Origin of the sequence: Bosea sp. 124, from assembly GCF_003046175.1 — a bacterium.
Classification (GTDB): Bacteria; Pseudomonadota; Alphaproteobacteria; order Rhizobiales; family Beijerinckiaceae; genus Allobosea.
This window is the reverse complement of sequence record NZ_PZZM01000001.1, coordinates 4,461,572-4,488,271: the sequence shown is the minus strand read 5'-3', so window position 1 is coordinate 4,488,271 and position 26,700 is coordinate 4,461,572. Positions and strand designations below refer to the sequence as shown.

The following is a 26,700-nucleotide window of genomic DNA, read 5'->3' as shown; positions in this document are numbered from 1 at the left end:
CAGCCATGCGTGCACCTTTCCGGATCGAACGCCGGCCCGAAGGCGACCCGTATGGCGACCGGGCCGGTTTCTCCACGCCAGGACACGCTGATCGGCGTGTCGCCGCTCTCGCATTTGGCCATGCGAGACGTTACCGTAAGCGATGCGCGTGGACGTCCTCGGCTTGCAAGCCTTTATCAGTATTGCGGAACGCGGCAGTTTTCGGGCTGCGGCCTCCCATCTCAACCTGTCCCAGACAGCGCTCAGTCACCGCGTCCGCAAGCTGGAGGAATCGCTCGGCACCCCCCTCTTCCTGCGCACGACCCGTCAGGTCTCGCTGACAGCCGCCGGCACGACCCTGCTGCCTCGGGCGCGCCGCATTTTCGAGGATCTTGGATCGGCCCTCGACGAGGTCAGGGTCGATGTGCGCGCCGGCGAGGAGCAGGTTTCACTCGGATGCTTGCCGACGATCGCCGTGCACTGCATGCCGGCCGTGATCGCCGCCTTCGCCGGGCGACACCCCGGCGTCGGTGTCCGGATTCATGACAATTCGGCGTCCGAGATCGCAGACAAGGTCCAGTCGGGCGAGGCCGAATTCGGGGTCACCATCGTCGCGGCCAACCGCTGGGATCTCGAACTCAAGCCGGTCGTCAAGGAACCCTTCGTGCTGGTCAGCCATCGCAGCATGCCACTCGCGCATGCGACATCGCTGACATGGGCGCAGTTGCAAGGCGAACCGCTCGTGCGCGTCAGCGCCGAGACCGGCAACCGCATCCTGATCGATGATGCCCTCGGTGCCAGGCGCGAGGCGTTGACGTGGCGCTACGAGGTTCAGCGCGTCGTGACGGCGGTCGGCCTCGTGCGCTCGCGCATCGGCTACGCGATCGTGCCCCAGCTCGCGCTCGATGTCGTCGACGCCGTCGACCTTGTCGCCATTCCGCTGCGGTCACCGGCGGTGTCGCGCACGCTCGGCATCATCACCCGCAAGACCGTGCCGTTGCGCCCGGTGACGCGGGATCTGCTGTCGCTTCTGAGCCAGGCGTTGAAGCGCAGCGTCTCGCCGCGACGAGATGAATGAAACTAATCAATCGCTGCATTCTTATCATTTGATGGCGGAATGAGCCTGCCCCACCCTTGCTGCGGGAAGAAACGCACAAGGAGTGGCGACGATGGCTGGTTTTGCACCGGCGACGATCGCATTCATCGGATTTGGCGAGGTCGGGCAGACCTTCGCACGCGGGCTGCTGGCCAACGGCGCGGCGGGTATACGCGCCTATGATCTGCTGTTCGGCAGCCCAGCGGGGCACAGGCTCGAAGAGGCCGCGCGGTCGATCGGCGTGGATTGCGCCGCGTCGCCGGAGGCGGTCGGCCCCGATGCCCGCTTCATCTTCTCGGCCGTCACGGCCGACCGCGCCGAGGCCGTGGCGATCGAGGCGGCCACCTGGCTGAAGCCCGGGCAGGTGTTCGTCGACGTCAACTCGGCGGCACCTTCGACCAAGCAGAGAGCGGCGAAGGCGATCGCGACGAGCGGCGCCGATTATGTCGAGGCCGCGGTGATGGCAGCGGTGAAGCAGCCCGGCCTCAAGGTCTCTATCCTGGCCGGCGGCCCGAAGGCGCAATCCGCCGCCGAGGCTCTGAACATGATGGGCATGAATCTGACCCCGGTCTCCGAGCTCTTCGGCCGGGCCTCGGCGATGAAGCTCTGCCGCAGCATCGTCATCAAGGGGCTGGAGGCGCTGATGGTCGATTGCGCTGCTGCCAGCGAGGCCTGGGACGTCAAGGATCCGGTCTTCGCCAGCCTGCACGCGACCTTCCCGTCGATCGATTTCCACGCACTTGCTGCCGACATGCGCGAGCGCGTCGCCACCCATGGCGTGCGAAGGGCGGCCGAGATGCGCGAAGCGGCCGAGATGCTCGCTGCCGCGGGGCTCGATCCCTGTCTCGCCACGGCCGTGGCCGACAGCCAGCAACGCGGCGCTCGCGCCAAACCCGCAGCCGGAGCGTAAGGCGATGAGCCAGATCGCCGTTCCCTGCATGCTGATCCGAGGAGGCACCTCCAAGGGCGCCTATTTCCTGCGCGACGATCTGCCGGCGGATGTCGCCGCGCGCGATGCCTTCCTGCTCGCAGTGATGGGTTCTCCCGACAGGCGGCAGGTCGACGGGCTCGGCGGCGCCCATCCCTTGACCAGCAAGGTCGCGATCGTCTCGCCGTCGAGAGAGCCGGGCTGCGATATCGATTTCCTGTTCGCGCAGGTCGGCGTCGAGACAGCAAGCGTCGACACGACGCCGAACTGCGGCAACATCCTCGCCGGCATCGGCGCCTTTGCGCTGGCACGCGGTCTCGTGCGGGCCAATGGAGCGCGCACGACGATCAGGGTCCGCACCATCAACACCGGCACCATCGCCGACCTGACGATGGACACGCCGGATGGCGAGGCCAGCGCCGAGGGCGATGCCCGGATCGACGGCGTGCCGGGCACCTCCGCGCCGATCGACATCGGCTTTCTCGATGCCGAGGGCTCGGTCTGCGGGGCGCTGCTGCCGACCGGCAACGTCGTCGACGAAATCGAGGGCGTGCCCTGCACGCTGATCGACAACGGCATGCCGGTGATCGTGATGCGGGCGGTCGATGTCGGGCGCACCGGCTACGAGCCGCGCGAGCAACTCGACAAGGACACCGAGCTCAAGGCGCGCCTTGAACGCATCCGCCTCGCGGCCGGGCCCCTGATGCATCTCGGCGACGTCTCGACGAAGGTCGTGCCCAAGATCGCGCTCGTAGCCCCCCCGGTTGCAGGCGGGTCGATCGCGACGCGCAGCTTCATCCCGCATGAATGCCATGCCTCGATCGGAGTCTTCGCGGCGGTGACGGTGGCGACGGCGGCGGCGCTCCCCGGTTCGCCGGCGGCCTCTGTCGCCGTGATGCCGCAGGGCCGCGAGCGTTCGCTCTCGGTGGAGCATCCGACGGGAGAGTTCACCGTGACGCTGACGGTCGGCGGGACAGCCGGGCAGCCAGTGGTCGAACGAGCCGGGCTGCTGCGCACGGCGCGCATCCTGATGGAGGGCCGCGCCTTCGTGCCGGCCAGCGTCATGGCGGCGCATGCGGACGGCATCCGCCATGCGGCCGAATGACATGACGAGTGAGAGGACCGGGCGTCGATGACGAGCTTGCCGAAGACGGGTCTGGTGATCACGGCGCATCCGGGCGATTTCGTCTGGCGTGCCGGCGGTGCCATCGCGCTGCATGCGAAGCGCGGCCTGCGCGTGAAGATCCTCTGCCTGTCCTATGGCGAGCGTGGCGAAAGCCAGTTCGCCTGGAAGAAAGCCGGCGTCCGGATGGAGGACGTCAAGGCGCAACGCCGCGAAGAAGCGGAGCAGGCGGCCGCGCTTCTCGGCGCCGAGATCGAATTCATGGATGCCGGCGACTATCCGTTGCGGACGACGTCCGGAATGCTCGACCGCACCATCGACATCTTCCACGAACTCAGTCCGCGCTTCGTGCTGACGCATGCGCTCGAAGACCCCTACAATGTCGACCACCCCGAGGCGGCGCGCTTCGCGCAGGAGGCGCGCATCATCGCGCAGGCGGCGGGCCACAAGCCCGATCCGGAGCGCGCCTATCCCGCCCCGCCGGTCTTCCTGTTCGAGCCGCACCAGCCCGAGCAGTGCAACTTCAAGCCCAACGTCATCCTCAACATCGACGAGGTCTGGGAGGTGAAGCGCAAGGCCTTCGAGATCCTCGCCGCGCAGAAGCATCTCTGGGAATACTACACCCGCGTCGCCCTCAACCGCGGCATGCAGGGGGGGCGGAACTCCGGCAAGCCGATGACCTATGGCGAGGCCTATCAGCGCCTCTTCCCCGAAGCGCTGGAGATGCTGGCATGACCCCCGTCGTCATCCGCACGAAGAAGCGCGCGCCGGCCGCCGCGATGGCCGCTCTCGCGGAGTTCGGCGTCTCGACCACGCATGAGGCGATGGGGCGCAGCGGGCTGATGAAGCCTTACATGCGGCCGATCTATGCCGGCGCGCAGATCGCCGGCGGCGCCGTGACCGTGCTTGCCCAGCCCGGCGACAACTGGATGATCCATGTCGCGATCGAGCAGGTGCAACCGGGCGACGTGCTTGTTGTCGCCTGCACGACCGACAACACCGACGGCATGTTCGGCGACCTCCTCGCGACCTCGCTCAAGGCGCGCGGCGGGGTCGGCCTCGTCATCGATGCCGGCGTGCGCGATGTGCGCATCCTGACGCAGATGGGCTTTCCGGTCTGGTCGCGCGCGATCTCGGCCAAGGGCACGGTCAAGGCGACGCCAGGGTCGGTCAATGTGCCGGTGGTCTGCGCCGGTGCCCTCGTCCATCCGGGCGACGTGATCGTCGCCGACGATGACGGCATCGTGGTCGTGCCGCGTCTCGACGCCGAAGCCGTGGCCGAGGCCGGCCGCGAGCGTGAGGCGAACGAAGGGGAGAAGCGACGCCGTCTCGCCTCTGGCGAACTCGGGCTGGACATGTACGCTATGCGCGAAGGCCTCACCAAGGCGGGCCTCGTCTACCGCGACGACGAATAACCAGAAGCAAAGCCCCGCCAAGGGGATCCGGCAAGACTTTCGGGAGGATTGAAGACATGACGCATCGCAGGACAGTTCTGAGTGGAATTCTCGGCCTCACGCTGGCGGCTTCGGCCGGGGGCGCGGCGCTGGCGCAGGAGCCGGTCAAGATCGGCCTGATCCTGCCGATGACGGGGCCCTTCGCCTCGACCGGCCGGCAGATCGACGCGGCGGTGAAACTCTTCCTGGCCAAGGAAGGCGCCGTCCATGGCGGACGCAAGCTTGAGGTCATCCTCAAGGACGACGCCGGCAACGCCGACGCCACCCGCCGCATCGCGCAGGAACTGGTGGTCAACGACAAGGTCGCGGTGCTCGCCGGATTCGGCCTGACCCCGCTCGCCATGGCGACGGCACCGATCGCGACGCAAGCCAAGGTGCCGCAGATCGTCATGGCGGCAGCGACCGCCACGATCACCGAGGCCTCGCCCTTTATCGCGAGAACCTCCTTCACCCTGCCGCAGGCCTCCGAGCCGATGGCGGACTGGGCTGCGGCCAACGGCATCAAGAAGGTCTTCACGGTCGTGACCGACTACGGTCCGGGCATCGACGCCGAGACGTCCTTCGCGGCGAAATTCAAGGCGGCGGGCGGCACGGTCGAGAGCGTGCGCGTGCCGCTGCGCAATCCCGATTTCGCGCCCTTCCTCCAGCGTGTCTCCGAAGCCAAGCCGGACGCGCTCTTCGTCTTCGTGCCCTCGGGCGTCGGCGCGCAATTCATGAAGCAGTTCGTCGAGCGCGGTCTCGACAAGGCCGGCGTCAAGCTGATCGGCCCCGGCGACGTGGTCGATGACGACATCCTCGACGGCATCGGCGACGTCGCGCTCGGCGCGATCACGACGCACCACTATTCAGCCGCCCATGACAGCCCGGCCAACAAGGCCTTCGTCGAGGCCTTCCAGAAGGCCAACCCCGGAATGCGGCCGAACTTCATGGCGGTAGGCGGCTATGATGGCATGCGCCTCGTCGCGGAAGCGCTGAAGGAGACCAAGGGCGATGCCGACGGCGAGAAGCTGATCGCCGCGATGAAGGGCGCCGCCTGGGAAAGCCCGCGCGGACCGATCAAGATCGATCCCGACACGCGCGACATCATCCAGAACATCTATGTCCGCAAGACGGAGAAGGTCGGCTCGGAATTCAGGAATATCGAGTTCGCGACGATCCCGAACGTCAAGGATCCGGTGAAGGCGCGCAAGTGAGCGGCGCCACTGCCAAGCCGGATCGCGGCGCATGCTGACCATTCTGTTCGACGGCATCGCCTATGGCATGGTGCTCTTCGTCCTCGGCTGCGGGCTGTCCGTGACGATGGGGTTGATGAATTTCGTCAACCTCGCCCACGGCGCCTTCGCGATGCTCGGTGGCTACGTCGCAGTGGCCGCGATGCAGCGGCTCGGCCTGCCCTTCCTCGCGAGCCTGCCGGTCGCCTTCCTTGCGGCGGCGCTTGTCGGGATCGTGCTGGAGCGGCTGATCTACCGGCCGATGTACGCCAAGAGCCATCTCGACCAGGTGATGTTCTCGATCGGGCTGGTCTTCATGGCGGTCGCGGGGACGGACTGGCTGATGGGATCGACCCAGCAGTTCATCCGGCTGCCGGCCTGGCTTCAGGGGCGTTTCGAGGTGGCGGGCATCGGCATCGGCCGCTACCGCCTCTTCGTCATCGCCGTCTGCGGTGTGCTGGCGGTCTCGCTGCAATGGGGCTTCACCCGGACCCGCTTCGGCAGCCGGCTGCGCGCCGCGGTCGACGATGCCCGCGTCGCGCGCGGGCTCGGCATCCCGGTCAGCCGGCTCTTTGCGCTAACCTTCGCGCTGGGCTCCGGTCTCGCCGGGCTCGGCGGCGCGCTCGGCATCGAACTCATGGGCCTCGACCCGACCTTTCCGTTGAAATTCATGATCTACTTCCTGATCGTCGTCACGGTCGGCGGCACCTCCAGCATCACCGGGCCGTTCTTTGCCGCGATGCTGCTTGGCGTCGCCGACGTCGTCGGCAAATATCTCGTTCCGCAGGTCGGCGCCTTCATCATCTACGCCTTGATGGTGGCGCTCCTGATCACCCGGCCGCACGGGCTCTTCGCAAGGGCGCGGACATGACGGCGCCTGCCCTGGAGACACCCGTCCGTTATTCGCTGCTCGCCGCGCGGCGCTGGCACCCGGCCGAGATCGCCTTCTGGCTCGTGGCCTTCGCGGCGTTCCTGCTGTTCCCGCGCAACCTGCTGCTGCTCAACGAGATCGCGATCCTCGCGCTCTTCGCGCTCTCGCTCGACCTGATCCTCGGCTATGCCGGCATCGTCTCGCTCGGGCACGCCGCCTTCCTCGGCATGGGCGCCTATGCGGCCGGCCTTGCGGCAAAGCATGTCACGGCCGACCCGCTGGCCGGGCTCGCCATCGGCATGGGCGCGGCGGGGCTGCTCGGCCTCGTTACCAGCCCGCTCGTGCTGCGCGGCACCGATCTCACCCGGCTGATGATCACGCTCGGCGTCGCGCTCATCCTCTATGAGCTGGCGAACTCATTCGGCTCGCTCACCGGCGGCGCCGACGGCCTGCAGGGAATCGTGATGGCGCCGGTGCTCGGCCTGTTCGCGTTCGATATCTTCGGCCGCACCGCCTATCTCTATTCGCTCTGCGTGCTGTTCCTGCTGTTCCTGGTCGCACGGCGGGTGACGAATTCGCCGTTCGGCCTGTCGCTGCGCGCGATCCGCGACAATCCGCTGCGCGCCGCGGCCTCGGGCGTGCCGAATGGCCGGCGCCTCGCGGCCGCCTATGCGCTGGCTGCGGCCTATGCGGGAGCGGCCGGCGCCTTGCTCGCCCAGACCACGCAGTTCGTCTCGCTCGACGTGCTCGATTTCCACCGCTCCGCCGACCTGATGCTCGTGCTGATCATCGGCGGCGCCGGTTACCTCTATGGCGGACTCATCGGCGCGATCGCCTTCAAGCTGCTGCAGGACGCGATCGCGACCTTCACGCCGCAATACTGGATGTTCTGGATCGGGCTGTTCCTGGTGCTGTTCGTGCTCGGCGGGCGCGAGATGATCCATGGCGCGATCAAGGCCGTGGCCTTGCGTTTCGCCCGCTTCGGCAAGGGAGCCGCCCGATGAGCGTGGCGCTCCGGACCTTCGATCTGTGCAAGAGCTTTGGCGGCATCGTCGCGACGGACCATGTCGACTTCACGCTCCAGCGCGGCGCCCGCCACGCGCTGATCGGACCGAACGGCGCCGGCAAGACCACCTTCGTCAACCAGCTCACCGGCGTGCTGCGGCCGACCTCGGGCCGCGTCGAACTCATGGGCGAGGACATTACAGGCCGGTCGCGCGAGGCGCGGGTGAAGCGCGGGCTGGCACGCACCTTCCAGATCAACCAGCTCTTCGCCACGATGACGCCGCTGGAGATGATCGCGCTCGTCACCTCCGAGCGCCTCGGCCACGGCAGCCATCCCTTCCGCAGGCTCGATCGCGATGCGGAGCTGGTGACGCAGACGGCCGAGATCCTGGCCCGCTTCAGGCTCGACGACATCATGGACCGGCAGATCGCGACGCTGCCCTATGGCAAGCAGCGCCAGATCGAGATCGCCGCCTCCTTCGCCGCGAAGCCGTCCGTCCTGCTGCTCGATGAGCCGGCCGCCGGCGTGCCGGAGGCGGAGCGCCGCGAACTGATGGAGACGGTCGCCTCGTTGCCGGCAGACGTCTCCGTGCTGCTGATCGAGCATGACATGGACCTCGTCTTCCGCTTCGCGACGCGCATCACCGTGCTGGTCAACGGCCATGTGCTGGCCGAGGGCACGCCTGACGAGATGGCGCGCGATCCGGCCGTCCGCGCGGCCTATCTCGGCGAGGATTCCCATGTCTGAGAATGCCCATGTCTGAGCCATCGCCACCTGACGCATCGCGATCGGGGCTCCTGACGATCGAGAAGCTGAGCGCCGGCTATGGCGAGGCGCAGGTGCTGTTCGACATCGACCTCGCGCTGGCGGAAGGCCATTCGCTCGCCCTGCTCGGCCGCAACGGCGTCGGCAAGACAACGCTGGTCAACAGCATCATCGGCGTCACGCGCCGCCGCGGCGGCCGGATCATGCTGGCGGGACGCGACCTCACGAGCGCCTCGCCGGAACAACGGGCCCATGCCGGCATCGGCTGGGTGCCGCAGGAGCGCAACATCTTCAAGTCGCTGACGGTACTCGAGAACCTCACCGCCGTCGCGCGGCCCGGCCCCTGGGATGCCGCGCGCGTCTTCGCGATGTTCCCGCGCCTCGCCGAGCGCAAGGGCAATCTCGGCAACCAGCTCTCGGGCGGCGAGCAGCAGATGCTGGCGATCGGGCGGGCGCTGATGCTCAATCCGAAGCTCCTGCTTCTCGACGAGCCGACCGAGGGTCTGGCCCCGATCATCGTCGAGGAACTGCTCAGGGCGCTGAAGGCGCTGTTTCGCGATGAAGGCCTCGCCGCCATCGTCATCGAGCAGCATGCCCGCAAGATCCTCGAGCTGACGGACGATGCCATCGTGCTCGAACGCGGCCGCGTCGTCCTGGCGGAACGCAGCGCGACGCTGCTCGCCGAGCCGCAGCGGCTCGAACATCACCTCGGCCTCGCCGCCGCGGCCTGACAATCAACAACCGGGAGGACACGACATGACCCTGAGACAGAAGCCGCCCTTCCGGGGCGACATGGTCGGAAGTCTGCTGCGCAGCGCGCCGGTCAAGGACGCTCGCGCCAAGGTCGCGGAAGGCGCGATGAGCCAGGCCGAGCTGACCGCCATCGAGGACGAAGAGATCCGCAAGCTCGTCCGCAAGCAGGAGGAGATCGGCCTGCAAGCGGTGACCGACGGCGAATACCGCCGCGCTTTCTGGCATTTCGACTTCCTCGAAGCCCTGACCGGCGTCACCGGCTACGATTCCGATTCAGGCATCCAGTTCAAGGGCGTCGCGACCAAGGCGCGCGGCATCCGCGTCACCGGCAAGCTCGATTTCCCGGACGACCACCCGCATCTGGCGCATTTCAGGTTCTTGGCCTCGACCACAAACCGCGTCGCGAAGATGACGATCCCGAGCCCGTCCATGCTGCATTATCGCGGTGGGCGGAAGGCGATCGACGCCAGCGCCTATTACCGGATGGAGGACTACTACGAAGACCTCGGCAAGGCCTACGCCAAGGCGATCAGGAGCTTCTACGACGCCGGCTGCCGCTACCTGCAGCTCGACGACACCAGCCTGTCCTATTTCTGCGATCCCGAGCAGCGCAAGATGCTGGCCGAGCGCGGCGACGATCCCGAAAAACTGATCTTCATCTATCGGGACATTCTCAACGTCGCGCTCAAGGCCAAGCCGGCGGACATGGCCATCACCACCCATACCTGCCGCGGCAACTTCAAATCGACCTTCATCGCCTCGGGTGGCTACGAGCCGGTCGCCGACATGGTCTTCAACCAGATCGACGTCGACGGCTATTTTATGGAATGGGACGACGACCGCTCCGGCGGCTTCGAGCCGCTGCGCTTCCTGCCGAAAGGCGACAAGCAGGTGGTGCTCGGGCTCGTGACCTCGAAATTCGGCACGGTGGAAAGCAAGGACAATCTCAAGCGCCGCATCGAGGAGGCCGCGAAGTTCGCGGCCCTCGATCAGCTCTGCCTCTCGCCGCAATGCGGCTTCGCCTCGACCGAGGAAGGCAATGTGCTGGCCGAGGACGAGCAATGGGCCAAGCTCTCGCGCATCCTCGAGGTCGCGAAGGAGGTCTGGGGATGAGCACGGAACCCTGCTTCGACACCGCCCATCTCGGCCATGTCGAGCTGTTCAGCAACAAGCCCGAGGCGAGCCTCGACTTCTTCGTCAACATCTTCGGGTTGACGGAGAGCGGGCGGGAGGGCGACTCGGTCTATCTGCGTGCCTGGGACGACTACGAGTTCCACACGCTGAAGCTCACCGCCTCGAACACGACCGGCATCGGCCATGTCGGCTATCGCGCCACCAGCGAGGCGGCGCTGCACCGACGGGTCGCCGCGATCGAGGCGATGGGCGCCGGCCTCGGCTGGTCAAAGGGCGATCTCGGCCATGGCCGGGCCTATCGCTTCCGCGACCCCGACAACCACGTCTTCGAGATCTATTTCGACACCAACAAATACCTCGCTCCCGCGCATGAGCGTCCCGCCCTGAAGAACCAGGCCCAGCGCAACCATGGCCGCGGCTGCGCGGTCCGCCGGCTCGACCATCTCAACCTGCTGGCGCAGGACGTGGCGGCGATCCGGGATTTTATGCCGAGGGCGCTGGGCAGCCGCGTCACCGAGCAGATCGTGCTCGATTCGGGCGAGGTCGGCGGCTGCTGGTTCACCGTCAACAACAAGAGCTATGACATCGCCTACACCCGCGACCACACGCCGGCGCGAGGGCGCTTCCACCATGTCACCTATGCCGTCGACCAGCGCGAACACATCCTGGAAGCGGCCGACCTCTTCCTGGAGAACGGCGTGTTCATCGAGACCGGCCCGCACAAGCACGCGGTGCAGCAGACCTTCTTCCTCTATGTCTACGAGCCCGCCGGCAACCGCGTCGAAATCGCCAATGCCGGGGCAAGGCTGATCCTCGATCCGGACTGGCAGACCGTGACCTGGACCGAGACCGAGCGGAAGAAGGGACAGGCTTGGGGGTTGAAGACGATCGACAGCTTCCACACGCACGGAACACCGCCGCAGGCGTGAATCGGGCCGCCGCGGTTTCGTCGGCGGTCGCGATGGCCTTCGAAGAAGCTGTGAGCCGCAAGACGCGCCAGCACTATGCAAATCAGGGCCATCGCCCCAGATCGCAGCGCCCAGTTCTTGGGTTTTCATGGAAAGCCACGCGAGTGGCTGGGGGACTAGGATTCGAACCTAGACAACCAGAGTCAGAGTCTGGGGTCCTACCGTTAGACGATCCCCCAATGGCGAGCAGCGCGGTGGGCTGCGCTCGCCTTGGTGAGCCGGGGGTCTAATCAAAGCTCGGCCGAATGGCAAGCCCCAGAATGCAGGCGATCATGCAAACCTTGCGGATCGGCAGCAGCCGGCCGCGAGGAGCGCGCGCCGCAGCGTTTTCCCGCCGCGCCGCAGGCCCGCTCCGCCCGAAATCAGGCGCTGCTCAGCGTCCGGCGCACGCTGTCGCGCCAGCCGTCGATCTTGCGGCTGCGCTCGCTCGCCGGCATCCCCGGCATGAAACGCCGCTCCAGCCGCCAGAGATCGGCGAAGCGGTCCGGTTCGGGCAACAGGCCGGCGTCGAGCCCGGCGAGATAGGCCGCGCCCAGCGCGGTCGTCTCGCGCAGGCTCGGCCGGTCGACGGGAAGGTCGAGGATGTCGGCGAGGCGCTGCATCGTCCAGTCGGAGGCGACCATGCCGCCATCGACCCGCAGCACCGAACGCGCGCCCTGCCCTGCTTGCGGCCAGTCGGCATGCATCGCCTCGATCAGGTCGAGCGTCTGGTAGCAAACGCTCTCCAGCGCGGCCTTGGCGAATTCGCGCGGGCCGCTGCCCCGTGTCAGCCCGAAGATCGCGCCCCGCGCATCGGCGTCCCAGTGCGGCGCGCCCAGGCCGACGAAGGCCGGCACGAGATAGACGTCCTGCGCCGGATCGGCGGCCGGCGCCAGCAGCCCGGTCTCGCTCGCCTCCGTGATGATGCCGAGCCCGTCGCGCAGCCATTGCACGGCCGCGCCGGCGATGAAGATCGAGCCCTCCAGCGCATAGATGCGCCTGCCGTCGAGCTGATAGGCGATGGTGCTGAGCAGGCGATGCTTCGAGGCGACCGGCGTCTCGCCCGTGTTGAGCAGGGCGAAGCAGCCCGTGCCATAGGTCGATTTCACCATGCCGGGCGCGAAGCAGGCCTGGCCGATCGTCGCCGCCTGCTGGTCGCCGGCGATGCCGCGCACCGGAATCGCCTTGCCGAACAGCTCCGGCGTCGTCTCGCCGAAGAGCGCGGCGCAGTCCTTCACCTCGGGCAGCAGCGCGGCGGGGACGTCGAACAGCGCCAGCAGGTCCTCGTCCCAGACGCCGCGGCCGATGTCGAAGAGCATGCTGCGCGAGGCATTGGTCGCGTCGGTCGCATGCACGGCTCCGCCGGTCAGCCGCCAGAGCAGGAAGCTGTCGACCGTGCCGAAGGCGAGTTCGCCGGCTTCCGCCCGGCGCCGCGCGCCGGGCACGTTGTCGAGCAGCCAGGCGATCTTGGTGGCGGAGAAATACGGGTCGATGCGCAGGCCGGTCCGCGCCGCGACCAGCGGCTCGTGCCCGGCGGCGACGAGCTCGGCGCAGCGGGGCGCGGTGCGCCGGTCCTGCCAGACGATGGCCCGGTGGATGGCGTGGCCGGTCTTGCGGTCCCAGACCAGCGTGGTCTCGCGCTGGTTGGTGATTCCGATGGCGGCGATCGCAGCCGAATCGAGCCCGGCCTTGGCGATCGCCTCGCGGCAGGTCGCGAGCACGCTGTCCCAGATGTCTTCCGGCTCGTGCTCGACCCAGCCCGAGGCCGGGAAATGCTGCGCGAATTCGCGCTGGGCGCTGGCCACGAGGTTGAGCCCCGCGTCGAAGAGCAGCGCGCGCGATGAGGTCGTGCCCTGGTCGATCGCGAGGATATGGCGTGCGGCGCCCATGCGGCGGTCCTTCCCTGATGCTGCGGCCATGGCTACCCGATGATGCAGCGAGGCCGTCTTGTGCCCGGAGACTGGCCGAAGCCTGCGCCGGAGGGCAAGGCCTACACTGCCGACCCTGCCATGACGGCAGATCTTGTGTGACGGCCGATCGTGCGTGATGGCAGATCGTGCTCGACAGAAGGTTCCGCTTGGCACCGCAGTCCCGCTCTTGTTACGCTCGACGCCAACGGGCAGCCGGGCTTTCGCCCGGCTCGGCCGCCGGCGCTCTGGTCCATCTGATCGGGGGCGCATGCGGCAGGCCAAAGGAACGAGCAGGGTGGCGGTCGAAGACCGGCAGGAGCGGGATGTCGCGGCAGCGGCGCATCCGCAGTTTCATGGCGCAGATCCCGCGGAGGGCGGCGCGCCGCATCGGGCTGCCCCGATGCTGGCGCAGGGCTGTATCTCCGCCTCTGGAATCGACGCCTCGCGGATACATGCTGCGCCCGCGCATGCTGCTGGAGGACAGGTCGCGGAAACGCATGTCGCAAGGGCTTCGGCGACGACCTATGCCGCGCTCGATCTCGGCACCAACAACTGCCGCCTGCTGATCGCAAGGCCGGCCCAGCACGGCTTTCGCGTCGTCGACGCCTTCTCGCGGATCGTGCGGCTGGGCGAGGGGCTGGCAGCGAGCAGCCGGCTCTGCGACGCGGCGATGGACCGCGCCGTCGAGGCCCTGAAGATCTGCCGCAGCAAGATGCTCCACCGCAACGTCACCCGGGCCCGGCTGGTGACGACGGAAGCTTGCCGCGCTGCCGTCAACGGCACCGATTTCGTCCGCCGGGTCGCCGCCGAGGCCGAGCTCGAGCTCGAGATCATCGACCAGCGCACCGAGGCTGCGCTCGCCGTCTCCGGCTGCGCCGCGCTGGCCGACCCCGCGGCCGAAGGCGTGATCGTCTTCGACATCGGCGGCGGCTCGACCGAGATCGTCTGGATGGGCGGGCGCAGCGCGGCGCGCGATCCCGCCGCCCGCATCCGCGAATGGGCCTCGCTGCCGATCGGCGTGGTCACCGTGGCCGAGCGCTATGGCGGCGTCGATGTCAGCCGGGCCCTGTTCGAGACGATGGTCGAGGATTGCGCCAGGGAACTCGCTCCCTTCGCGAAGAAGGCCGCCGCGGCGCGCGGCGCCAGGAGCTTCCACCTGCTCGGCACCTCTGGCACGGTCACGACCGTCGCCGGCATCCATCTCGGCTTACCGCGCTACGACCGCCGCGAGGTCGACGGATTGTGGATGCGGCAGGAGGATATTCTCGCCGTCATCGACCGGCTGGTCGAAATGGACTATGCAGCCCGCGCGGCCAACGCCTGCATCGGCCGCGAGCGCGCCGATCTCGTGCTGGCCGGCTGCGCCATCTTCGAGGCGATTCGCCGCGCCTTTCCGAGCGAGCGGGTCCGCATCGCCGATCGCGGCCTGCGGGAAGGCATCCTGCTCAGGATGATGCATGAGGACCGCGCCTGGTGGCGCCGGAGATGATATGACGCCTTTGAGGAACCCGGCCAGCGCGACGGGACTGCGGCCGGGGACACGGCCATGAGCACCATCAAGTCGGGCGGCAGATCCACTGGCAAGTCCGGTGGCAAGACCACCGGCAAGGCGGTCGGTGTCGCCGGCAAGTCGGGCGGCGCGCGCGACATGCGCGTCAAGGTCAAGAAGGCCGGCAAGCTCAAGCATTCCTCGCAGCTCTGGCTCGAGCGCCAGCTCAACGACCCTTATGTGAAGCGGGCCCGTGAGATGGGCTATCGCTCGCGCGCCGCCTTCAAGCTCGAGGAGATGGACGACCGCTTCAAATTTCTGAAATCGGGACAGAAGCTGGTCGATCTTGGCTGCGCGCCCGGCGGCTGGTGCCAGATCGCGGCGACCCGGATCGGGCTGGAGAAGGGCAAGGGCCGCCTCGTCGGCATCGACCTGCTGCCCGTCGACCCGATTCCGGGCGTCGATCTGATCGAGATGGACTTCATGGCCGACGAGGCCCCTGCCCTGCTGACGGAACGGCTGGGCGGGCGCGCCGACGGCGTGATGTCCGACATGGCCGCCAACACCACCGGCCACAAGAAGACCGACCATCTCAAGATCATCGCGCTGGCCGAGGCCGCGCTGGACTTCGCCCACACCATTCTCACGCCGGGCGGCTTCTTCCTCGCCAAGCTCTTCCAGGGGGGCGAAAGCGCCGAGCTTCTGGCCCAGCTCAAGCGCGATTTCACCACCGTGCGCAACGTCAAACCATCCGCCAGCCGCGCGGACTCGTCGGAGCTCTACGTGCTGGCGACAGGCTATCGCCGCAAGGACGAACCCGACGACGCCCCGGCTTGAAACAGGCCGGCGATCTGCTGCGGCCATAAGGCAGGTTGCGGATCGGGGATGAGCGAACCCTCTGGCGCAACCCGCCGCAGCCTGGAGGCAAAGCTTTTACCGATGCCGGATTAACTGCCCAATCGCGGACAGGGGAGCTCTGGATTCGATGGCGAAAAGACTACGGGTCGCGGTTCTCTTCGGCGGCCAGTCGGCCGAGCACGACGTCTCCATCCTCTCCGCCAGCAATGTCGTGAAGGCGCTCGACCGCTCGAAATACGACGTCGTGCCGATCGCGATCACCCGCAGCGGCCAGTGGCTCGCGGTCGATCTGGACGGCGGCGCCTTGCAGGTCCCCGATGGCGGCACGCAACTCTGCCTGTTGCCCGGCGGGAAAGGGCGCCTCCTCGCCATTCCGACGGCCGGACATCCCCATGAGCTGCCGGCGATCGACATACTGTTTCCGGTGTTGCACGGCCTCCATGGCGAGGACGGCTCGATCCAGGGGCTGGCCGAGGCGTCGGGCGTGCCCTTCGCCGGATGCGGCATCCTCGGCTCGGCGACCGCGATCGACAAGGACATCGCCAAGCGGCTGCTGCGCGAGGCGGAGCTGCCCGTCGCGCGGTCGATCACGCTTCGACGCGGCGACACGCCATCCTTCGACGAGGTCGCAGGCCAGCTCGGATCGCCGGTTTTCGTGAAGCCCGCCCGGCAGGGATCGTCGGTCGGCGTCAGCAAGGCAAGGACGGAGGAGGAGTTCCGCTCGGCCTTGGCCGAAGGGTTCGCGCACGATCAGAAGGTGCTGGTCGAGGAGTTCGTTCAGGGGCGCGAGATCGAGTTCAGCATTCTCGAACAGCCCGATGGCGAGCTGATCGTCTCCCTGCCCGGTGAGATCGTTCCGGCCGAGGCGCATGGCTTCTACACCTATGAGGCCAAATATCTGGATGCCGATGGCGCGGCGCTCAGCGTGCCCGCCCATCTGCCCGACGAGGCGACGCAGCGGCTCCAGGCGATGTCGGCCAAGGCCTTCCGGGCTCTGGGCTGCGATGGCATGGCGCGCGTCGACTTCTTCGTGAAGGCCGACCTCAGCGTCATCGTCAACGAGATCAACACGATCCCGGGTTTCACCGACATCAGCATGTACGCCAAGGCGCTAGCTGCCAGCGGCATTGCCTATCCCGAGATTCTCGACCGCCTGATCGCCCACGGTCTCGCCCGGCAGGCGTAAAGGTCCCCGATCGGGACAGAGGCTTGGCGCGACATACGCGTTCGCCGGGCGGTCGCAGAGGTGGAACGGTATGTCGCCCGGCGACGCGCAGCCCGCCTCCAAGCGCGCTGTCGAAGATCGGTTGGCGGCGTTCACCGCGGCGCCGGCAGCGGACTGGCCCGCGAGGCTGGTCCCTTGCCCTGTCAACAGCGGCTCCCCATCATCCCTCCATGAACAGCGCCATTCCCGACCCGCCTTCCGCCCGCCGGCCCCTCTGGCTCGATATCCTGATCGCGGTCGTGCCCGTGGTCCTTGCGTCGCTGCTCGGCAGCGCCGCAACCGTGCCGCAAATTGCCGGCTGGTATGCCGATCTGGTCAAGCCGCCATTCAACCCGCCGAACTGGATCTTCGCGCCGGTCTGGACGACGCTCTTCGCGATGATGGCCTTTGCTGTCTTCCGCATCCTGCGGCAGCCGCTGGCGTCGCGGTGGGCGCTGACGGTGTATCACGTCCAGCTCGCGCTGAACCTGCTATGGTCCTGCATCTTCTTCGGACTGAACTCCCCGCTCGGCGGCATGGTGGTGATCCTGCCGCTGCTCGCGATGATCCTCGCCACGATCGCGGCCTTTGGCCGACTCGACCGGCTGTCGTCGCTGTTGCTTTGGCCTTATGCAGCGTGGGTCTCTTTCGCGACCCTGCTGAACCTGTCGATCTGGTGGCTGAATCGCTGACGTGGCAATATGGGCCATCGACCCCGTCGGAGCCGGATGCCGCTGATCCGGCGCGGCAAGCCTGCCAGCTCACTCGAGCGGCTTCTGGTCCGCGATCGCTTCCGCTGTCGCCTTGCGAGCGCTGAACGGCGCATGGCCCGAGACCTCGGCCCCGGCATCGGGCGCGAGTTGTCTCATCATGAAGACCGACGAGGCCGAGATCAGCCCGACCAGCATGAAGGCCGGCCAGAAATCCGCAGCACCGAGCGCAGCGCCGCCATGGACGGCGCTCGCCGTCTCCAGCGCGAAGGCGCCGATCGTCACGCCCATGCTCAGCGACAATTGCTGCGCCACGCTGGACAGGCTGGTCGCGCTCGACATCTCCTTGTTGGAGACGTCGGCATAGCTCAGCGCGTTGATGCCGGTGAACTGCAACGAGCGGAAACAGCCGCCGATCAGCAGCACCGACAGCATCAACCAATGCGGCGTCAGCGGCGTGAACAGCCCCGACGCCGCCAGGAAGGCCGCGCCGATGACAGCGTTGAACGTCAGCACGCGCCTGAATCCGAAACGCGCCAGGATGGTCTTCGCCAGGGTCTTCATCAGCAGCGCGCCCGCGGCCGAGACGAAGGTGATCAGCCCCGATTGCAGCGCATCGAGCCCGAACCCGAGCTGCAGCATCAGCGGCAGCAGGAACGGCACCGCGCCGATCCCGGTGCGGAAGATCGAGCCGCCGATGACGCCGATCCGATAGGTCGGGATTTGCAGCAGCGACAGGTTCAGCACCGGATGGGCGACGCGGCGCGCATGGAACCAGTAGGCGGTCAGCGCCGCGACCCCGGCCGCGACGCAGGCATAGGACACCGCTTCCGGCACGAGATGGCGGCCCCCGGTCGCCAGGCCCAGCATCAGGCTGGCGAAGCCGAAGGAGGACAGCACGAAGCCCCGGATGTCGAGCGGCGCGACGTCCTCCTCCCGCACATCCTCGAAGAACAGGCTCGCCAGCACGATCCCGACGATCCCGATCGGGATGTTGATGAAGAAGATCCAGCGCCAGTCGAAATAGGTCGTGATGAAGCCGCCGAGCGGCGGGCCGACCACGGGGCCAACCAGCGCCGGCACGGTCAAATAGGCGAGCGCGCTGACGAGCTCGGACTTGCTGACGCTGCGCAGGATCACGAGCCGGCCAACCGGCACCATCATCGCCCCGCCCATGCCCTGCACGAAGCGCGCGCCGACGAAGGCGCCCAGCGAGTTCGACAGCGCGCACAAGACCGAGCCGAGCATGAACACGCCGAGCGCGGCGCGGAAGATCGTGCGCGCGCCATAGCGATCGGCCATCCAGCCCGAGATCGGGATGAAGACGGCGAGGCTGACCAGATAGGAGGTCAGCGCCAGCTTGAGCGCGATCGGATCCTCGCCCAGCGACTGCGCGATCACCGGCAGCGAGGTCGCGATCACCGTCGAATCGGTGTTCTCCATGAACAGCGCGCAGGCGACGATCAGGGGCAGGAGTTTGGCGCGCTGCAAGACGGTCGGCCCTCGGCTGAATCCTCGCTCTGCCTTAGCCGCACGAATCGGACGTGACGAGGGCAAGGGCGGGCTTCTGCGAGCCCGATCAGCCTCGGCGCATGCAATGCCGCCATGCGCCGGACATCTGCGACGACCCAGCAAGCAGCACCGCCATGCACTTGGCGTACTGCCGGCCGTATCGGGCCACTCCCATCTCAACCTTGTCCGTCAGTCTCGGACACCAAAGGGGCGACTGCTTTCTTCAATGATCTGGAGACGTCCGATGCTTGACCGAACTCACCTCCCCGCCCTGCACAGCCTGCGGCTTGCGGCATTCGCGCTCTGCGCCGGTGCCGCCATGATGGCCGCGCCCGCTCCTGCAAAAGCGCTGGACACCGACTGGCACCAGGCCTGCACCTTCAAGAACTCGCCACAGGGCTATGGCGACATGGCGAGGGAGCGCGCCTGTATCCGCCAGAACGACTGCGCCAGCATGGCCGACGCGCACGGCGCGACGATGATGGGCATGGGCTGCTTCGGCGTTTCGCCCAGCGCCCCGGCCGTGAATGCCGACGCCGCGCAGCCCGTACGCCGCCGCTAGATTCGCAGCCTCCGCCGCCGCGCATCGCCGCATTGCAAAATATTCGCTGCGGCGCTCTAGCGGCGGCGTTGGGCCCATGCTAACGGGCCTCGTCAACCCGGTCGCGGGCGCCCTCCGCGAGACCGCAACAGAGAGCCGGCATTGCCGGTGTCGGAGTTGACGATGACGCTTTCCCAAAACGCTCTCATTGATCATGGCGGCCTGATTCGCGACGGCCTCACCTTCGACGACGTGCTCCTCGAGCCCGGCCCGTCCGAGGTCATGCCGGCCGATGTCGACATCCGCACCCAGCTCACCAAGACGATCTCGCTGAACCTGCCGATCATCGCCTCGGCGATGGACACGGTGACGGAAGCGAAGATGGCGATTGCGATGGCCCAGGCCGGCGGTCTCGGCGTCGTGCACCGCAATCTCGAGGCCGACCAGCAGGCGGCGCAGGTCCGCCTGGTCAAGAAGTTCGAATCGGGCATGGTCGCCAATCCGATCACGATCTTCCCCGACGAGACCCTGGGCGAAGCGCTCGCGATCATGAAGCACAACTCGATCTCGGGCATCCCGGTGGTCGAGCGCGGCCCGCAGGGCCACAAGGGCAAGCTCGTCGGCATCCTGACCAACCGCGACGTCCGCTTCGCCGCCAATCCCGAGCAGCCCGTCTCGGAGATCATGACCAAGGACCGGCTGATCACGGTGCGCGAGGGCGTCACGCAGGACGAGGCCCGCCGGCTGCTGCACCAGTTCCGCATCGAGAAGCTGCTCGTCGTCGACGATCACCACCGCTGCATCGGCCTGATCACGGTCAAGGACATGGAGAAGCAGGTCGCCCATCCCAGCGCCGCCAAGGACGCCAAGGGGCGGCTGCTGGTGGCGGCCGCGACCACCACCGGCGATCTCGGCTTCGAGCGCTCGCAGATGCTGATCGACGCCGGTGTCGACATCATCGTCGTCGACACCGCCCATGGCCATTCCGCCAAGGTGCTGGAAGCCGTGACGCGGGTGAAGAAGCTCTCCAACGCCGTTCAGATCATCGCCGGCAATGTTGCGACGGCCGGCGGCGCGCAGGCGCTGATCGATGCCGGCGCGGACGCGATCAAGGTCGGCATCGGCCCGGGCTCGATCTGCACCACCCGCATCGTCGCCGGTGTCGGCGTGCCGCAGCTCACCGCCGTGATGGATGCCGCCAATGCGGCGAGCAAGGCCGGCATCCCCGTCATCGCTGATGGCGGGATCAAATATTCGGGTGACCTCGCCAAGGCCCTGGCGGCAGGCGCGTCCTGCGCCATGGTCGGCTCGCTGCTGGCCGGTACCGACGAGACCCCGGGCGAGACCTTCCTCTACCAGGGCCGCTCCTACAAATCCTATCGCGGCATGGGCTCCGTTGGTGCGATGGCGCGCGGCTCCGCCGACCGCTATTTCCAGCAGGACATCAAGGACGCGCTGAAGCTGGTGCCGGAAGGCATCGAGGGCCAGGTCGCCTATAAGGGGCCTGTCTCGAGCGTGCTTCACCAGCTCGCCGGCGGACTTCGCGCCGCCATGGGCTATGTCGGCGGCGCCACCCTCAAGGACTACCAGGCCAAGGCCCGCTTCATCCGCATTACCAGCGCCGGCCTGCGCGAGAGCCATGTCCACGACGTGACCATCGTGCGCGAAAGCCCGAACTACCCGACCCGCTCCTGACCCCGCCGACGAGAGGCGCCGTCATTCCGGGCACGGCTTCGCTGCTTGTCCGGAACGACGCGCCAGCTCGGCTATCCACCGTCATCTTGAGCGCAGCGCCTTCAACCCGGGCGCTGCGCTTGCTTTTTGAAGACAGGTTCGCTTCGCTCCGTTCACGGTGCGCCGCCCCGAACCGGCGGCCTCCCGCTGCGCCATGGCCCGATCGGAGATGCAGATGACGCTGAAGCTGGTCTATCCCACGCTGGCCCTGATCCTCTGGATCTTCACCGTCCTCGTCATCGTCTTCCTGCGCCGCAAGACGGCCTTCTCCGCGAAGCAGGTTCGCATGGAGGATATCGCGGTCTCGAACGAGCGCTATCCCGAACCTGCCCGCCTTGCCGCGGCCAACTTCTCGAACCAGTTCGAGACGCCGGTCATCTTCTTTGCGCTGATCATGCTGGCGATGGAGGTCGCCGCGACGAGCTACATCATGGCCGCCCTCGCCTGGGCCTATGTCGCGACCCGTGTGGCGCACACGCTGGTGCATGTCGGTTCCAACGACCTGCGGCTGCGCGCCACGATCTTCGCGATTGGCGTCGCCGTGCTGTTCTGCATGTGGGTCGGCGTCGTCCTCGCCGTGCTGTGAGGCTCAGCGGCGCGGCATGCGCGCGGCGATGTCCGGGTGGAGCCCCGGCACGAAGGATTGCCCGCTCCGCAACGTCTTGACCAGGTCGACCTGGACGGCATGGGTCAATCGGATCTGCCACGCCATCTGCCCGCGCGGATATCCGGCGGCATCGGTTTCCTTACCCTCTTGCAGGCGCAGACCGTCGGGCAGCGAGCTGTAGCCCCGCACCTCGAACTCCTCCTTATGGGGGAGATGCTTGAGCCTGTAGATGCGCGCGCCCAGCGCGAGCGTGCCCACCTTGAGCCCGAGCGCCCGTTCGATCTGGAGCGGCGTCTTCTCCCTGATCTCCATCTGCAGGGTGACGTAGCCGGCGGCATGGTCCAGGACGCCGCCCGTCGGGGCGGTCACCTTAACGAGATTATAGGCGCCCCACATCACCATCTTGGCGAAATTGGCCTCGCGCGCCTCCGGCGAACGCTGCATCAGCCGCGTCATCACCGGATCGCTATAATCATCGTCGTCCATGCAAGCCTCCTGCAAGCTTGGCGAGAGTATCATTCCACATATCGGGAGCGGTAGCGGGTCGAGGTGCCGGATTTTTCTGTTTCCACCTTCCCGGAGGAACTGCGCAGAAGCGCTTTCGCCTTGGGGCTCGTCCCCGGGGACCTGCGTTAAGCATCGCGCCCTGTTTTGCCGGGCGCGGGCGGGGCCGGCGTTGAACCTTAACAAGAAGTAAACTACACCCAGCAGGCGGCGGACGGGTAAACAGGCGTAGGGTGGAGTCGACGCGATGTTGCGTGTCCGTGAAGTTGCGACGCAGGGTTCGACCTGCGCCGAAAGTCCTGCCGCCCCAAGCGTTTCGGCCCAGAACCCGGCGCGTACCGGCAAGCCGGCGCGCCTTGCCGCCATGGCGGCTCTGGGCCTTGCTCTGGGTGCAGGTGGCGCGGTCTTCACCGTTTCCCTCGTCCAGGCCGAGGACGACGCCGGAATCCGGGCGTTCCATCGCCAGGAAGCCGTGCTGAGGCAATCCAGCCACGCCACAAGTTCTCCGGCCTCGTTCCAGCCCCGCGCAACGGCTTACGCCCCCGCCCGCTCCGGCTGGCAGGTGCCCCTGCTGCGGATGGAGCCCGACGGGCGCATCGCCCACCCGCCAGTCGAGCTCAACCCGTTCCGGCAGCGCCAGCAGGCTGCCGATCCGAAGCGTCAGGCCAGACGCACCACCCAGGCCCGGCTCGATACGGTGTCCGGCGCGGCCGATGTCGCGCGCACCATCTGCGTGCGTCTCTGCGACGGCTTCCACGCGCCGATCGGCTATCTGCGCGCCGCCTCCGACATGAAGGCACATGACGCGCTTTGCCAGGCGATGAATCCGGGCATCCCGGTCAAGACCTTCCGCGTCGCTGCCGGCGCGGCCGACATCGGCGAGGCCCAGGCCGCCGACGGCCAGCGCTACAACGCCCTGCCGATGGCCTACAGCCATGAGAATTCGCGGGACGCCGCCGCCTGCCGCCCCGCCATCGTCCAGGCCGGCGAGCGCCGCGTCTCGCTGCTGCGCGATTTCACGCTGCGCCCCGGCGACAGTGTCGTGCTGGACGGCAAGGTCACGACCTTCGTCGGCGGCTCGCGCTGGCCCTACAGCCCGCGCGACTTCCGCGATTTCCGCAGCGCCTCCGAGTTGAGCAACGGCCAGCGCAAGCAGATCGACGAGCGCGTCGGCATTTCCCGCATGGAGGCCCAGGCTCGCGGCCTGCGCCGCCAGATGCGTCTGCGCGAGGCCAGCCTGCACGATGACAGCGTCGCCAGCGATGCCGTCATGACCCTGCGCGGCTCGCTCGACCCCGTGATGCGGGGCACGGTCCGCGTCATCTCGCTCCTCGCCGAGTAGAGGCCGCGCCTCGGCCCGGCGGGGCATCGACCGTTCGGTCCAGTCTTTCGGTCCAGTCTTGCCGACATCCGCGGCCGCCGGTCTTCGGGGCGACTGCGCCTTGCTGGCTTCCCGAGCGAGGGCACCCGCGATGCGCCTTGCCGCGAAGGTATGGATGACCCATCAGTTTAGAATAAAACAAACCTATCTGCAGTTTAGAATTTATTTAACTATTTGATCTGAAACGGTTTTTTGATTGACGACCGTCCGCCCGGGCTCTACCGCTCCGCCCGCAACGCGATGAAACGGGCCTTGAACCCGAAGGAGCGAACCATGATCCACGCGACCCGCCTGTCCACTCTTGCGCTGGCCGCCGGCCTTCTGGCGACACCCGCCTTGGCCCAGAGCGTCAACCTCTACACCACGCGCGAGCCGGCCTTGCTCAACCCTGTGCTCGAGGCCTTCACCAAGGACACCGGCATCAAGGTCAACGCGGTCTTCCTCAAGGATGGCCTGCAGGAACGCGTCAAGGCCGAAGGCGCCAACAGCCCGGCCGATGTGATGCTGATGGTCGATGTCGGCGAGATCAACGCGGCCGTCGATGCCGGCGTCACCCAGCCGATCAAGTCGGCCATCGTCGACAAGACCGTCCCGGCGCAGCTCCGCGGCCCCGGCGACAACTGGGTCACTCTGACCAAGCGCGCCCGCATCGTCGTCGTTTCCAAGGAGCGCGTGAAGCAGGACGCGATCACCTATGAGGATCTCGCCGACCCGAAGTGGAAGGGCAAGTTCTGCATCCGCGCCGGCCAGCACCCTTATAACAATGCCTTCTTCGCCGCCTATCTCGCCCGCAACGGCGCCGAGAAGACGGAGAGCTATCTCAAGGCGCTGAAGGCGAACGTGGCCCGCAAGCCCGGCGGCGGCGACCGCGACGTCGCCCGCGACATCCTGTCGGGCCAGTGCGACATCGCGCTCATCAACACCTATTATATCGGCCTGATGAGCGTGGCGAAGAACGAGCAGAAGGGCTGGTACGACGCGATCAAGCCGTTGAAGACCACCTTCGCCGGCGGCGGTACCCATGTGAACGTCTCAGCCGCCGCGATCGCCAAGAACGCGCCGAACAAGGACAATGCCGTCAAGCTGGTCGAGTACATGCTCGGCGCGAAGGCGCAGGCCCTCTATGCCGACGGCAATTTCGAGTTCCCGGTCAACCAGGACGTCAAGGAAAGCGCAGCCGTGAAGCTGCTCGGCGCGGTCACGCCCGACACGACCCCGCTCGGCGACGTCGCCAAGAACCGCAAGGCCGCGGCGGACCTCGTCGACAAGGTCGGCTTCGACAATTGAGCCTGAGCGCTCCCCTCGCCACCAACCGACGGTCGCCACTCGCGTGGCGGCCGTCGACGCGTTTTGTCTGGGTCTCGCTTCTCGGCGCCGGCCTCGTGGCTCTGCCGGTGCTGGCACTGGCGATCACCGCCCTGTCCTCGCAGGCCGCGTCGATCTGGCCGCATCTGGCGGCCAACGTCATTCCGGCCGCATTGGCCGATACGGGGTTGCTCCTGCTCGGCGTCGGGCTGCTCTGCGGCCTGATCGGCGTCGGCACCGCCTGGCTGGTGACGCAATACGACTTCCCCGGACGGCGCGCTTTCGAATGGCTGCTGGTGCTGCCGCTGGCGCTGCCGACCTACATCACCGCCTACGTCTATGTCGAAGTCCTCGGCTTCCAGGGACCGCTTCAGGAGGCGCTGCGGGCGCTGACCGGCTGGCGCTCGCTGCGCGACTACTGGTTTCCCGATCCGCGCAACCTCGCCGGCGCGATCTGCATCATGGCGATCGTGCTCTACCCTTACGTCTATCTCAGCGTGCGGGCGCTGTTCGGCCTGCAGGCCGCCACGATCGTCGAATCGGCCCGGACGCTCGGCGCCTCGCATGGCAGGCTGTTCTGGCGCATCGGCCTGCCGATGGCGCGGCCGGCCCTCGCCGCCGGCATGACGCTCGCGCTGCTGGAGACGCTGAACGATATCGGCGCCAGCGAATATCTCGGCGTGCGCTCGCTGACGCTGTCGATCTACACGACCTGGGTCAACCGCAACTCGCTGGCCGGCGCCGCCCAGATCGCCTGCGTCATGCTGCTGATCGTCGTGGCACTGATCCTGATCGAGGGCAAATTGCGCGGCCAGCGCCGTTTCGCCCTGCCCGTTCGCCAGCCGCGCGCAGTCGGCCGCGTGCCGCTCTCGGGGCGTGCCGCGTTCGCGGCCGGCCTTGCCTGCGCCCTGCCGGTGTTGCTCGGCGCCGTGCTGCCGATCGCCTTTCTCGCGGTGGAGGTGCTGCGCCGTGACCTCTGGCAGCAACTCGATGCTGCCCTGCTGCGCAATCTCGCCAACGCCCTGATCTTTTCCGGCCTCGCCGCCGCCAGCGTCGTCGCGCTCGGCATCGGCATCGTCGCGGCGAGCCGTCAAGGCCGCGAAACCTTTCTTCCGGCCCTGTCGCGCATCGCCTCGCTCGGCTACGCGGTGCCCGGCACGGTGCTGGCGCTCGGACTGCTCGTGCCGCTGGCCGCCTTCGACAACGCCTTTGCCAATGCCGCGATACGCTGGATCGGAGTGAGTCCCGGCCTGCTGCTGATCGGCTCGGGCGCCGCGCTCGTCCTCGCCTACATCGTGCGCTTCCTTGCCATCGCCGTCACCGGCATCGAGAGCGGCCTGTCGCGGATCTCGCCCCGCATCGACGACGCCGCCCGGACGCTGGGCGCCAGCGCCCCGGAGGTGCTGCGCCGGATGCACTGGCCCCTCGCCCGCCCGGCGATCGCCGCCGCCGCCCTGCTCGTCTTCGTCGATTGCCTGAAGGAGCTCCCGGCGACATTGCTGCTGCGTCCTTTGAACGTCGACACGCTGGCGACGACGGTCTACGGACACGCCGCGCGTGGCGCGTTCGAGGACGGCGCGCTCGCCGGCCTCCTGATCGTTCTGGCCGGGCTCTACCCCGCGATCAGGCTGGCGCGGGCCGGTGGCCGGCCGGGTTGAAACGGCCGGCGCGCTTCGCC

The 26,700-nt window shown here is 67.6% G+C and carries 25 protein-coding genes and 1 tRNA gene; 22 read left to right on the top strand and 4 right to left on the bottom strand.

Annotated elements, in window-relative coordinates; translation table 11 throughout:
- Positions 1 to 163 precede the first annotated feature (163 nt).
- From C8D03_RS21320 to C8D03_RS21265, 12 genes are all read left to right on the top strand, one after another.
- Positions 164 to 1,057 (top strand): LysR family transcriptional regulator, encoded by an 894-nt coding sequence (locus tag C8D03_RS21320; protein WP_181301156.1) that lies wholly within the window; start codon positions 164 to 166, stop codon positions 1,055 to 1,057.
- Between the two features lie 91 nt (positions 1,058 to 1,148).
- On the top strand, positions 1,149 to 1,985 hold the full coding sequence (locus C8D03_RS21315; RefSeq protein WP_108049464.1) for an NAD(P)-dependent oxidoreductase: 837 nt from the start codon (positions 1,149 to 1,151) through the stop codon (positions 1,983 to 1,985).
- A gap of 4 nt (positions 1,986 to 1,989) precedes the next feature.
- A complete protein-coding gene (locus tag C8D03_RS21310) occupies positions 1,990 to 3,108 on the top strand; it encodes a 4-oxalomesaconate tautomerase (RefSeq protein ID WP_108049462.1) in 1,119 nt (372 codons plus the stop codon).
- 27 nt (positions 3,109 to 3,135) lie between these two features.
- Positions 3,136 to 3,861 carry a PIG-L deacetylase family protein gene (locus C8D03_RS21305; protein WP_108049460.1) on the top strand — a complete coding sequence of 242 codons (726 nt, stop codon included), beginning with the start codon at positions 3,136 to 3,138 and terminating at the stop codon, positions 3,859 to 3,861.
- The gene (locus tag C8D03_RS21300; RefSeq protein WP_108049458.1) at positions 3,858 to 4,541 is read left to right on the top strand and encodes a 4-carboxy-4-hydroxy-2-oxoadipate aldolase/oxaloacetate decarboxylase; all 684 of its coding nucleotides are present in this window, start codon (positions 3,858 to 3,860) and stop codon (positions 4,539 to 4,541) included. The genes C8D03_RS21305 and C8D03_RS21300 overlap by 4 nt, the downstream gene beginning before the upstream one ends.
- 56 nt (positions 4,542 to 4,597) lie before the next feature.
- Entirely contained in the window at positions 4,598 to 5,773 is a 1,176-nt protein-coding gene (locus tag C8D03_RS21295; RefSeq protein WP_108049456.1) for an ABC transporter substrate-binding protein, read from the top strand.
- A gap of 31 nt (positions 5,774 to 5,804) precedes the next feature.
- Positions 5,805 to 6,662 carry a branched-chain amino acid ABC transporter permease gene (locus tag C8D03_RS21290; protein ID WP_108049454.1) on the top strand — a complete coding sequence of 286 codons (858 nt, stop codon included), beginning with the start codon at positions 5,805 to 5,807 and terminating at the stop codon, positions 6,660 to 6,662.
- The gene (locus C8D03_RS21285; RefSeq protein ID WP_108049452.1) at positions 6,659 to 7,666 is read left to right on the top strand and encodes a branched-chain amino acid ABC transporter permease; all 1,008 of its coding nucleotides are present in this window, start codon (positions 6,659 to 6,661) and stop codon (positions 7,664 to 7,666) included. The genes C8D03_RS21290 and C8D03_RS21285 overlap by 4 nt, the downstream gene beginning before the upstream one ends.
- Positions 7,663 to 8,415 (top strand): ABC transporter ATP-binding protein, encoded by a 753-nt coding sequence (locus C8D03_RS21280; protein ID WP_108049450.1) that lies wholly within the window; start codon positions 7,663 to 7,665, stop codon positions 8,413 to 8,415. Before C8D03_RS21285 ends, C8D03_RS21280 begins: the two co-directional genes overlap by 4 nt.
- An 8-nt stretch (positions 8,416 to 8,423) precedes the next feature.
- Complete coding sequence (locus C8D03_RS21275; protein ID WP_108051873.1) at positions 8,424 to 9,164, top strand: ABC transporter ATP-binding protein; 741 nt, start codon at positions 8,424 to 8,426, stop codon at positions 9,162 to 9,164.
- A gap of 25 nt (positions 9,165 to 9,189) precedes the next feature.
- The gene (locus C8D03_RS21270; protein WP_108049448.1) at positions 9,190 to 10,299 is read left to right on the top strand and encodes a 5-methyltetrahydropteroyltriglutamate--homocysteine S-methyltransferase; all 1,110 of its coding nucleotides are present in this window, start codon (positions 9,190 to 9,192) and stop codon (positions 10,297 to 10,299) included.
- On the top strand, positions 10,296 to 11,249 hold the full coding sequence (locus C8D03_RS21265) for a VOC family protein (RefSeq protein ID WP_108049445.1): 954 nt from the start codon (positions 10,296 to 10,298) through the stop codon (positions 11,247 to 11,249). The genes C8D03_RS21270 and C8D03_RS21265 overlap by 4 nt, the downstream gene beginning before the upstream one ends.
- A gap of 144 nt (positions 11,250 to 11,393) precedes the next feature.
- Here C8D03_RS21265 and C8D03_RS21260 read toward each other — a convergent pair.
- Together C8D03_RS21260 and glpK are read right to left on the bottom strand one after the other, a co-directional pair.
- Positions 11,394 to 11,467, bottom strand: a tRNA-Gln gene (locus C8D03_RS21260).
- A 183-nt stretch (positions 11,468 to 11,650) separates the two neighbouring features.
- A complete protein-coding gene (gene glpK, locus C8D03_RS21255; protein WP_108049442.1) occupies positions 11,651 to 13,156 on the bottom strand; it encodes a glycerol kinase GlpK in 1,506 nt (501 codons plus the stop codon).
- Between the two features lie 316 nt (positions 13,157 to 13,472).
- Here glpK and C8D03_RS21250 point away from each other — a divergent pair, with 316 nt between their 5' ends.
- The 4 genes from C8D03_RS21250 (at position 13,473) to C8D03_RS21235 (ending at position 17,420) form a co-directional block, all read left to right on the top strand.
- Positions 13,473 to 14,666, top strand: a complete 1,194-nt coding sequence (locus tag C8D03_RS21250; RefSeq protein ID WP_248308562.1) for a Ppx/GppA phosphatase family protein — start codon at positions 13,473 to 13,475, stop codon at positions 14,664 to 14,666.
- Between the two features lie 57 nt (positions 14,667 to 14,723).
- Positions 14,724 to 15,503, top strand: a complete 780-nt coding sequence (locus C8D03_RS21245; RefSeq protein ID WP_108049440.1) for an RlmE family RNA methyltransferase — start codon at positions 14,724 to 14,726, stop codon at positions 15,501 to 15,503.
- Positions 15,504 to 15,651: 148 nt separating this feature from the next.
- A complete protein-coding gene (locus C8D03_RS21240; protein WP_108049439.1) occupies positions 15,652 to 16,710 on the top strand; it encodes a D-alanine--D-alanine ligase family protein in 1,059 nt (352 codons plus the stop codon).
- 209 nt (positions 16,711 to 16,919) lie between these two features.
- Positions 16,920 to 17,420, top strand: coding sequence for a TspO/MBR family protein (locus C8D03_RS21235; RefSeq protein ID WP_108049437.1), 501 nt, complete (start codon positions 16,920 to 16,922; stop codon positions 17,418 to 17,420).
- Between the two features lie 69 nt (positions 17,421 to 17,489).
- On the opposite strand, the gene C8D03_RS21230 is transcribed toward C8D03_RS21235, so the two are convergent.
- Positions 17,490 to 18,977: an MFS transporter gene (locus C8D03_RS21230; protein WP_108051871.1), complete on the bottom strand. Its 1,488-nt coding sequence runs from the start codon at positions 18,975 to 18,977 to the stop codon at positions 17,490 to 17,492.
- A gap of 217 nt (positions 18,978 to 19,194) precedes the next feature.
- On the opposite strand from C8D03_RS21230, the gene C8D03_RS21225 reads away from it, so the two are divergent.
- The 3 genes from C8D03_RS21225 to C8D03_RS21215 all read left to right on the top strand — a co-directional run bounded on the left by C8D03_RS21225 (position 19,195) and on the right by C8D03_RS21215 (position 21,811).
- A complete protein-coding gene (locus tag C8D03_RS21225; protein ID WP_108049435.1) occupies positions 19,195 to 19,512 on the top strand; it encodes a hypothetical protein in 318 nt (105 codons plus the stop codon).
- A gap of 162 nt (positions 19,513 to 19,674) precedes the next feature.
- Complete coding sequence (gene guaB / locus C8D03_RS21220) at positions 19,675 to 21,186, top strand: IMP dehydrogenase (protein WP_108049433.1); 1,512 nt, start codon at positions 19,675 to 19,677, stop codon at positions 21,184 to 21,186.
- Positions 21,187 to 21,400: 214 nt separating this feature from the next.
- The gene (locus C8D03_RS21215) at positions 21,401 to 21,811 is read left to right on the top strand and encodes an MAPEG family protein (RefSeq protein WP_181301153.1); all 411 of its coding nucleotides are present in this window, start codon (positions 21,401 to 21,403) and stop codon (positions 21,809 to 21,811) included.
- 3 nt (positions 21,812 to 21,814) lie between these two features.
- On the opposite strand, the gene C8D03_RS21210 is transcribed toward C8D03_RS21215, so the two are convergent.
- On the bottom strand, positions 21,815 to 22,318 hold the full coding sequence (locus tag C8D03_RS21210) for a hypothetical protein (RefSeq protein ID WP_108049429.1): 504 nt from the start codon (positions 22,316 to 22,318) through the stop codon (positions 21,815 to 21,817).
- Between the two features lie 265 nt (positions 22,319 to 22,583).
- On the opposite strand from C8D03_RS21210, the gene C8D03_RS21205 reads away from it, so the two are divergent.
- The 3 genes from C8D03_RS21205 (at position 22,584) to C8D03_RS21195 (ending at position 26,680) form a co-directional block, all read left to right on the top strand.
- A complete protein-coding gene (locus tag C8D03_RS21205; RefSeq protein ID WP_108049427.1) occupies positions 22,584 to 23,678 on the top strand; it encodes a DUF2865 domain-containing protein in 1,095 nt (364 codons plus the stop codon).
- Positions 23,679 to 23,990: 312 nt separating this feature from the next.
- Positions 23,991 to 25,004: an extracellular solute-binding protein gene (locus tag C8D03_RS21200; RefSeq protein ID WP_108051870.1), complete on the top strand. Its 1,014-nt coding sequence runs from the start codon at positions 23,991 to 23,993 to the stop codon at positions 25,002 to 25,004.
- A gap of 95 nt (positions 25,005 to 25,099) precedes the next feature.
- Complete coding sequence (locus tag C8D03_RS21195; RefSeq protein WP_248308560.1) at positions 25,100 to 26,680, top strand: ABC transporter permease; 1,581 nt, start codon at positions 25,100 to 25,102, stop codon at positions 26,678 to 26,680.
- Positions 26,681 to 26,700: the final 20 nt, after the last annotated feature.

Excerpts from the sequence above, each read along its gene's own strand:
- C8D03_RS21315 (WP_108049464.1), top strand. The coding sequence starts at position 1,149 with ATGGCTGGTTTTGCACCGGCGACGATCGCATTCATCGGATTTGGCGAG.
- C8D03_RS21310 (WP_108049462.1), top strand. The coding sequence starts at position 1,990 with ATGAGCCAGATCGCCGTTCCCTGCATGCTGATCCGAGGAGGCACCTCC.
- C8D03_RS21305 (WP_108049460.1), top strand. The coding sequence starts at position 3,136 with ATGACGAGCTTGCCGAAGACGGGTCTGGTGATCACGGCGCATCCGGGC.
- C8D03_RS21300 (WP_108049458.1), top strand. The coding sequence starts at position 3,858 with ATGACCCCCGTCGTCATCCGCACGAAGAAGCGCGCGCCGGCCGCCGCG.
- C8D03_RS21295 (WP_108049456.1), top strand. The coding sequence starts at position 4,598 with ATGACGCATCGCAGGACAGTTCTGAGTGGAATTCTCGGCCTCACGCTG.
- C8D03_RS21290 (WP_108049454.1), top strand. The coding sequence starts at position 5,805 with ATGCTGACCATTCTGTTCGACGGCATCGCCTATGGCATGGTGCTCTTC.
- C8D03_RS21285 (WP_108049452.1), top strand. The coding sequence starts at position 6,659 with ATGACGGCGCCTGCCCTGGAGACACCCGTCCGTTATTCGCTGCTCGCC.
- C8D03_RS21280 (WP_108049450.1), top strand. The coding sequence starts at position 7,663 with ATGAGCGTGGCGCTCCGGACCTTCGATCTGTGCAAGAGCTTTGGCGGC.
- C8D03_RS21275 (WP_108051873.1), top strand. The coding sequence starts at position 8,424 with ATGTCTGAGCCATCGCCACCTGACGCATCGCGATCGGGGCTCCTGACG.
- C8D03_RS21270 (WP_108049448.1), top strand. The coding sequence starts at position 9,190 with ATGACCCTGAGACAGAAGCCGCCCTTCCGGGGCGACATGGTCGGAAGT.
- C8D03_RS21265 (WP_108049445.1), top strand. The coding sequence starts at position 10,296 with ATGAGCACGGAACCCTGCTTCGACACCGCCCATCTCGGCCATGTCGAG.
- glpK (WP_108049442.1), bottom strand. The coding sequence starts at position 13,156 with ATGGGCGCCGCACGCCATATCCTCGCGATCGACCAGGGCACGACCTCA.
- C8D03_RS21245 (WP_108049440.1), top strand. The coding sequence starts at position 14,724 with ATGAGCACCATCAAGTCGGGCGGCAGATCCACTGGCAAGTCCGGTGGC.
- C8D03_RS21240 (WP_108049439.1), top strand. The coding sequence starts at position 15,652 with ATGGCGAAAAGACTACGGGTCGCGGTTCTCTTCGGCGGCCAGTCGGCC.
- C8D03_RS21235 (WP_108049437.1), top strand. The coding sequence starts at position 16,920 with ATGAACAGCGCCATTCCCGACCCGCCTTCCGCCCGCCGGCCCCTCTGG.
- C8D03_RS21225 (WP_108049435.1), top strand. The coding sequence starts at position 19,195 with ATGCTTGACCGAACTCACCTCCCCGCCCTGCACAGCCTGCGGCTTGCG.
- guaB (WP_108049433.1), top strand. The coding sequence starts at position 19,675 with ATGACGCTTTCCCAAAACGCTCTCATTGATCATGGCGGCCTGATTCGC.
- C8D03_RS21215 (WP_181301153.1), top strand. The coding sequence starts at position 21,401 with ATGACGCTGAAGCTGGTCTATCCCACGCTGGCCCTGATCCTCTGGATC.
- C8D03_RS21210 (WP_108049429.1), bottom strand. The coding sequence starts at position 22,318 with ATGGACGACGATGATTATAGCGATCCGGTGATGACGCGGCTGATGCAG.
- C8D03_RS21205 (WP_108049427.1), top strand. The coding sequence starts at position 22,584 with ATGTTGCGTGTCCGTGAAGTTGCGACGCAGGGTTCGACCTGCGCCGAA.
- C8D03_RS21200 (WP_108051870.1), top strand. The coding sequence starts at position 23,991 with ATGATCCACGCGACCCGCCTGTCCACTCTTGCGCTGGCCGCCGGCCTT.